We start from the raw sequence: 6,016 nt of genomic DNA, 5'->3' as shown, positions 1-6,016 counted from the left end.
TCAGGGCGAGGTGTGCACCTGCCCATCGCGCGCGCTGGTGCAGGAGTCGATCTACCCGCAGTTCATGGAAGTGGTGATGAAGAAGGTGTTGCAGATCAAGCGCGGCGACCCACTGGACACCGACACCATGGTCGGCGCCCAGGCCTCGCAGCAGCAGTTCGAGAAGATCCTCTCGTACCTGCAGATCGCCCAGGACGAAGGCGCCGAGCTGCTCACCGGCGGCAAGGTGGAGAAGCTCGAAGGCTCGCTGGCCACCGGCTACTACATCCAGCCGACGCTGCTCAAGGGCAACAACAAGATGCGCGTGTTCCAGGAAGAAATCTTCGGCCCGGTGGTCAGCGTCACCACCTTCAAGGACGAAGCCGAAGCCCTGGCCATCGCCAACGACACCGAGTTCGGCCTCGGCGCCGGGGTGTGGACCCGCGACATCAACCGCGCCTACCGCATGGGCCGCGGTATCAAGGCCGGCCGCGTGTGGACCAACTGCTACCACCTGTACCCGGCGCACGCCGCGTTCGGTGGCTACAAGAAGTCCGGCGTGGGGCGTGAAACCCACAAGATGATGCTCGACCACTACCAGCAGACCAAGAACCTGCTGGTGAGCTACGACATCAACCCGCTGGGCTTCTTCTAAACCACGTCGCGCCCTTCGCGGGCAAGCCCGCTCCCACACAGGTTTTGCAGTGCAACTGCCACTGTGGGAGCGGGCTTGCCCCGCGAAGAGGCCGGCACTGAATCACACCCTCCAGAGCCAACCGCTCTGGCTCGCTTCCTGCAGTACCCATCACCATCGGCCGGAACCCTTCCGGCCACCAAGAAAAACAACAGGTGAATCTATGCCAAGCGATCATTCCGCCGGTGCGCCGGCAGGTGCTTCCGTCGACTTCGAAAAAGTCGGCTCCGACTATTTCCAGCAACGTGAACTGAAAAAGGGCGCCGCCGGCTGGGTCCTGCTGGTGGGCCTGGGCGTGGCCTACGTGATCTCCGGCGACTACGCCGGCTGGAACTTCGGCCTGGCCCAGGGCGGCTGGGGCGGCATGTTCCTGGCCACCTTGCTGATGGCCACCATGTACCTGTGCATGTGCTTCTCGCTGGCCGAGCTTTCCTCGATGATCCCCACCGCAGGCGGCGGCTACGGCTTCGCGCGCAGCGCCTTCGGCCCGTGGGGCGGGTTTCTCACCGGCACGGCGATCCTGATCGAATACGCCATCGCCCCGGCCGCCATCGCCGTGTTCATCGGTGCCTACTGCCAGTCACTGTTCGGCATCGGCGGCTGGATGATCTACCTGGTGTTCTACGTCGTGTTCATCGGCATCCACATCTTCGGCGTGGGTGAAGCGCTCAAGCTGATGTTCATCATCACCGCCATCGCCGCCATCGCCCTGGCGGTGTTCCTGGTGAGCATGGTGCCCCATTTTGATGCAGCGAACCTGTTCGACATCGCCCAGACCGACGCGGTAGGCGCCAGCAGTTTCCTGCCGTTCGGCTATGTCGGGGTGTGGGCGGCGATCCCCTACGCCATCTGGTTCTTCCTGGCTGTCGAAGGCGTGCCGCTGGCTGCCGAGGAAACCAAGAACCCCAAGCGCGACCTGCCACGCGGCCTGATCGGCGCGATGCTGGTGCTGCTGGCCTTCGCCTTGCTGATCCTGGTAGTCGGCCCGGGCGGCGCCGGCGCCGACGCGCTCAAGGCCTCCGGCAACCCGCTGGTCGAAGCGCTGGCCAAGGCTTACGGCGGCTCCACCTGGATGGGCGGCTTTGTCAACCTGGTCGGCCTGGCGGGCCTGATCGCCAGCTTCTTCTCGATCATCTATGCCTATTCGCGGCAGATCTTCGCACTTTCCCGCGCCGGCTACCTGCCGCGCAAACTGTCCGAAACCAACAAGAGCAAGGCCCCGGTACTGGCGTTGGTCATCCCTGGCATCATCGGCTTCGCTCTGTCGCTGACCGGCCAGGGCGACCTGCTGATCCTGGTGGCGGTGTTCGGCGCTACGCTGTCCTATGTACTGATGATGGCCGCGCACATCACCCTGCGTATCCGCCGGCCGAAGATGGAACGGCCTTATCGCACCCCAGGTGGCATCTTCACCTCGGGCGTGGCTTTGGTGCTGGCCTGCATCGCGGTGGTCGCCGGCTTCCTGGTCGACCCACGGGTGGTGATTGGCGCAGCCGTGATCTATGCGGTATTGATCGCCTACTTTGCGTTCTACAGCCGCCATCACCTGGTGGCGGGCACACCGGAAGAGGAATTCGCCGCGATCCAGAAGGCCGAAGAGGCCCTGCACTGATCGCCGACACCCGCCGCAGGCCCGCCCTGCGGCGCTCTGGAGATTCTGTATGGCAAGTTTCGTACACACGGTAGGCCACCTGGTCTACCGCTTCGACAGCCTCAAGGACGTGATGGCCAAGGCCAGCCCGGCCCGTTCGGGCGATTACCTGGCCGGCGTTGCCGCAGCCAACGACGGCGAGCGCGTGGCCGCGCAGATGGCCCTGGCCAATATCCCGCTCAGCCATTTTCTCAACGAAGCGCTGATTCCCTACGAACAGGATGAAGTCACCCGGCTGATCATCGACAGCCACGACGCCCAGGCCTTCGCGCCGGTCAGCCACCTCACCGTGGGCGGCCTGCGCGACTGGCTGCTCAGCGAGGAGGCCGACGAAGACAGCCTGCGCGCCCTGGCTCCGGGCCTGACGCCGGAAATGGCGGCCGCCGTGTCGAAGATCATGCGCGTACAGGACCTGGTGCTGGTGGCGCAGAAAATCCGCGTGGTCACCCGTTTTCGCGGCACCATGGGCCTGCGCGGGCGCCTGTCGACCCGCCTGCAGCCCAACCACCCCACCGACGAGCCGGCCGGCATCGCCGCGAGCATCCTCGACGGCCTGCTCTACGGCAATGGCGACGCCATGATCGGCATCAACCCCGCCACCGACAGCATCGCCTCGATCTGCGCCCTGCTGGAGATGCTCGACGCCATCATCCAGCGCTACGACATCCCCACCCAGGCCTGCGTGCTGACCCACGTCACCACCTCGATCGAAGCCATCAACCGCGGCGTGCCGCTGGACCTGGTGTTCCAGTCGATTGCCGGCACCGAGGCCGCCAACGCCGGCTTCGGCATCAACCTCAACGTGCTGCAGGAAGGTTACGAAGCAGGCCTGTCGCTCAAGCGCGGCACCCTCGGGCAGAACCTCATGTACTTCGAAACCGGCCAGGGCAGTGCCTTGTCGGCCAACGCCCACCACGGCGTCGACCAGCAGACCTGCGAAACCCGCGCCTATGCCGTGGCCCGCCATTTCAAGCCGTTTCTGGTCAATACCGTGGTCGGTTTCATCGGCCCGGAGTACCTGTACAACGGCAAGCAGATCATCCGCGCCGGCCTGGAAGACCACTTCTGCGGCAAGCTGCTCGGCGTGCCGATGGGTTGCGACATCTGCTACACCAACCACGCCGAAGCCGACCAGGACGACATGGACACCCTGCTGACCCTGCTCGGCGTGGCCGGGATCAACTTCATCATGGGCATCCCCGGCTCCGACGACATCATGCTCAACTACCAGACCACCTCGTTCCACGACGCGCTGTACGCGCGCCAGACCCTGGGCCTCAAGCCTGGGCCGGAGTTCGAGGCCTGGTTGCAGCGCACCGGCATCTTCACCCAGGCCGACGGGCGGGTTCGCTTCGGCGACAACCTGCCGCCGGCATTCCGCCAGGCCCTGGCGCAGTTGGCATAGAGGTGACCATGGAGCATCGCACCCCCACCCCGGAAAACCCTTGGCTGGCCCTGCGCAACCTGACCCCGGCGCGCATCGCCCTGGGCCGCAGCGGCATCAGCCTGCCGACCGGCGCGCAGCTGGACTTCCAGTTCGCCCACGCCCAGGCCCGTGATGCCGTGCACCTGCCGTTCGACCACGGCGCGCTGGCCGAACAACTGAAAGGCCGCGGCCGCGACAGCCTGGTGCTGCACAGCGCCGCCAGCGACCGCCACCAGTACCTGCAACGCCCCGACCTTGGGCGGCGGCTGAATGAAGATTCGGCCGAGCAGTTGCGCCAGCATGCCCAGGCCAACCCCGGCGGCTGCGACCTGGCGATCGTGGTCGCCGACGGCCTCTCGGCCCTCGCCGTGCACCGCCACACCTTGCCGTTTCTCAGCCGTTTCGAGGAACAGGCGGCCGCCGATGGCTGGAGCAGCGCCCCGGTGCTGCTGGTCGAACAAGGCCGCGTGGCCGTGGCCGACGAAGTGGGCGAGCTGCTCGGCGCGCGGATGACCGTGATGCTGATCGGCGAACGCCCCGGCCTGAGTTCCCCCGACAGCCTTGGCCTGTACTTCACCTACGGGCCCAAGGTCGGCCTGACCGACGCCTACCGCAACTGCATTTCCAACGTGCGCCTGGAGGGCTTGAGCTACGGCATGGCGGCCCACCGGCTGCTGTACCTGATGCGCGAGGCGTGTCGGCGGCAGTTGTCCGGGGTGAATCTGAAGGATGAAGCCGAAGTTCACACACTCGAAAGTGACAATGCAGCCACCCAAAAAGGAAACTTCCTGCTAGGCGAGCGGTAAGCAACATGTCATGGAACGCGGATTGCGCTTCTGCCCAGCATTGGGCAGCATGCGCTTGAAAGCTGCTGGCATACCGCTGTTTCCCCAAATGGACTCTGAGGGCCACACATGCGCATCATCAAGGCAAGCCTGGAACACCTCGACCTGCTCACTCCGCTGTTCGTCCGCTACCGCGAGTTCTATGGGCAGTTACCTTTTCCAGACAGTTCGCGCAGCTTCCTGGAAAAACGCCTGAAACGTGGCGAATCGATCATCTACCTGGCGCTGCCGGACGATGATGACGGCAAGCTGCTGGGTTTTTGCCAGTTGTATCCAAGTTTTTCGTCGCTTTCGCTCAAGCGGGTGTGGATTCTCAACGACATCTTCGTCGCCGAAGACTCGCGGCGCATGCTGGTGGCCGACCACCTGATGCGCGAGGCCAAGAAAATGGCCCGCGAAACCCAGGCCGTGCGCATGCGCGTGTCGACCAGCGCCAACAACGAAGTGGCACGCAAGACCTATGAATCCATCGGGTTTCGCCGGGATACCGAGTTCGAGAGCTATATCCTGCCGATTACCCTGGACTGAGCTTCACTGGCCTCTTCGCGGGGCAAGCCCGCTCCCACAGATTCAAAGGCAGCCAAGTACCTGTGGGAGCGGGCTTGTCCCGCGAAAAGGCCGGCGCAGGCCGCCAGTAACCCCCCGCTACAATCTCCCCGGGCATGATTCCGACTTCGCCGTATAATGCCTCCTCCTGACATGTGTGAAATTTTACCCTCCCGCAGGTCCGCGCGCCCGTAGCTGCGGGTCAAGAACACAGGTGCTGTACATGGAATTCAACCCGCTGGACCTTATCCTCCATCTCGATGCCTACCTCGATCTGCTGGTCACCAACTACGGCCCGTGGATCTACGCCATCCTGTTCACGGTGATCTTCTGCGAAACCGGCCTGGTGGTGATGCCGTTCCTGCCTGGCGATTCGCTGCTGTTCATCGCCGGCGCCGTGGCCGCCGGTGGCGGCATGGACCCGGTGCTGCTGGCAGGCCTGCTGATGGCTGCGGCCATCATGGGTGACAGCACCAACTACGTGATCGGGCGCACGGCGGGAGAACGCCTGTTCAACAACCCGAACTCGAAGATCTTCCGCCGCGACTACCTGCAGCGCACCCACGACTTCTACGACCGCCACGGCGGCAAGACCGTGACCCTGGCGCGCTTCCTGCCGATCCTGCGCACCTTCGCGCCGTTCGTCGCCGGCATTGCCCACATGCACTACCCGCGCTTCCTGGGCTTCAGCGTTGCCGGCTCGCTGCTGTGGGTGGGCGGCCTGGTCACCCTGGGCTACTTCTTCGGCAACGTGCCCTTCATCAAGCAGCACCTGTCGCTGATGGTGGTCGGCATCATCCTGCTGTCGCTGATCCCGATGATCCTGGGCCTGCTGCGTGGCCGCCTGGGCCGCACGGCAAAGGCGCACTGACAGC

5 protein-coding genes and 1 pseudogene are annotated in these 6,016 nt (G+C 64.6%); all 6 read left to right on the top strand.

Annotated elements, in window-relative coordinates; all coding sequences use genetic code 11:
- Window positions 1–634 (top strand): annotated as a pseudogene (gene adh, locus B3E94_RS05220) (aldehyde dehydrogenase); the annotation flags it as partial.
- A gap of 202 nt (window positions 635–836) precedes the next feature.
- Window positions 837–2,285, top strand: a complete 1,449-nt coding sequence (gene eat, locus B3E94_RS05215) for an ethanolamine permease (protein WP_286912588.1) — start codon at window positions 837–839, stop codon at window positions 2,283–2,285.
- A 49-nt stretch (window positions 2,286–2,334) separates the two neighbouring features.
- Window positions 2,335–3,729: an ethanolamine ammonia-lyase subunit EutB gene (locus B3E94_RS05210; protein ID WP_176517346.1), complete on the top strand. Its 1,395-nt coding sequence runs from the start codon at window positions 2,335–2,337 to the stop codon at window positions 3,727–3,729.
- 8 nt (window positions 3,730–3,737) lie between these two features.
- Window positions 3,738–4,556 (top strand): ethanolamine ammonia-lyase subunit EutC, encoded by an 819-nt coding sequence (gene eutC / locus B3E94_RS05205; protein ID WP_286912586.1) that lies wholly within the window; start codon window positions 3,738–3,740, stop codon window positions 4,554–4,556.
- Window positions 4,557–4,664: 108 nt separating this feature from the next.
- Complete coding sequence (locus tag B3E94_RS05200) at window positions 4,665–5,123, top strand: GNAT family N-acetyltransferase (protein ID WP_176517344.1); 459 nt, start codon at window positions 4,665–4,667, stop codon at window positions 5,121–5,123.
- A 241-nt stretch (window positions 5,124–5,364) separates the two neighbouring features.
- Window positions 5,365–6,012, top strand: a complete 648-nt coding sequence (locus tag B3E94_RS05195; RefSeq protein WP_176517343.1) for a DedA family protein — start codon at window positions 5,365–5,367, stop codon at window positions 6,010–6,012.
- The last annotated feature ends 4 nt before the right edge of the window (window positions 6,013–6,016 follow it).

The organism is Pseudomonas sp. UBA6315 (assembly GCF_002438125.1).
Lineage (GTDB): Bacteria > Pseudomonadota > Gammaproteobacteria > Pseudomonadales > Pseudomonadaceae > Aquipseudomonas > Aquipseudomonas faucium.
The sequence above is the reverse complement of the archived record's forward strand: the minus strand, read 5'-3'. Positions and strand labels throughout refer to the sequence as shown.

Excerpts from the sequence above, each read along its gene's own strand:
- eat (WP_286912588.1), top strand. The coding sequence starts at position 837 with ATGCCAAGCGATCATTCCGCCGGTGCGCCGGCAGGTGCTTCCGTCGAC.
- B3E94_RS05210 (WP_176517346.1), top strand. The coding sequence starts at position 2,335 with ATGGCAAGTTTCGTACACACGGTAGGCCACCTGGTCTACCGCTTCGAC.
- eutC (WP_286912586.1), top strand. The coding sequence starts at position 3,738 with ATGGAGCATCGCACCCCCACCCCGGAAAACCCTTGGCTGGCCCTGCGC.
- B3E94_RS05200 (WP_176517344.1), top strand. The coding sequence starts at position 4,665 with ATGCGCATCATCAAGGCAAGCCTGGAACACCTCGACCTGCTCACTCCG.
- B3E94_RS05195 (WP_176517343.1), top strand. The coding sequence starts at position 5,365 with ATGGAATTCAACCCGCTGGACCTTATCCTCCATCTCGATGCCTACCTC.